The 1,016-nt window shown below is 66.7% G+C and carries 1 protein-coding gene; it reads left to right on the top strand.

Going from position 1 to position 1,016, the window contains the following annotated elements:
- Nucleotides 1–1,016: hypothetical protein (locus ACQR2C_RS32610; protein ID WP_434882966.1), on the top strand; the 1,016-nt coding region annotated here is incomplete at both ends.

The raw sequence follows: 1,016 nt of genomic DNA, 5'->3' as shown, positions 1-1,016 counted from the left end.
CCGCCACATATCCCGACCGGGACGCTGCAGTGCTCGAACTGCCACAGCAACACCGCGGCGAGCTTTGCCACCTACACGATGAACCACGCCGCAGTGGCGACGGCACGCTGCGACAGCTGTCACAACGGCAGCTACACCGGCCAGGGTACCAAGGGCGCAATCGGAACCGCGTCGTATCCGAACCACGTTGCCACTGGCGGGGCGGACTGCGTCAGTTGTCATGCCAAGGCGGCGAGCGGCGGCTTCACCAGCTGGGGCGGTGCGGCGTTCAAGCATGCCGCGACTGACACCAGCTGCGCGACCTGCCACAACGGCAAGACCGCGCAGGGCATGACCACGCCGCCGCACATCCCGACCGGCACGCTGCAATGCTCCAACTGCCACAGCAACACCGCCGCGAGCTTCACGACCTACACCATGAACCACGCCGCGGTAGCGACGGCGCGCTGCGATAGCTGTCACAACGGCAGCTACACCGGCCAGGGTACCAAGGGCGCAATCGGAACCGCGTCGTATCCGAACCACGTTGCCACTGGCGGGGCGGACTGCGTCAGTTGCCATGCCAAGGCGGCCTCGGGCGGCTTCACCAGCTGGGGCGGCGCCGCGTTTGCTCACAAGGCCACCGACACCAATTGCTCCACCTGCCACAACGGCAAGACGGCGTTGGGCATGACCACGCCGCCACATATCCCGACCGGGACGCTGCAGTGCTCGAACTGCCACAGCAACACCGCGGCGAGCTTTGCCACCTACACGATGAACCACGCCGCAGTGGCGACGGCACGCTGCGACAGCTGTCACAACGGCAGCTACACCGGCCAGGGTACCAAGGGCGCAATCGGAACCGCGTCGTATCCGAACCACGTTGCCACTGGCGGGGCGGACTGCGTCAGTTGCCATGCCAAGGCGGCCTCGGGCGGCTTCACCAGCTGGGGCGGTGCGGCCTTCAAGCATGCCGCGACCGACACCAACTGCGCGACATGCCACAACGGCAAGACGGCGTTGGGCATGACCAC

This window comes from Bradyrhizobium sp. HKCCYLRH3061, from assembly GCF_051168015.1.
Taxonomy (GTDB): domain Bacteria; phylum Pseudomonadota; class Alphaproteobacteria; order Rhizobiales; family Xanthobacteraceae; genus Bradyrhizobium.
The sequence above is the reverse complement of the archived record's forward strand: the minus strand, read 5'-3'. Positions and strand labels throughout refer to the sequence as shown.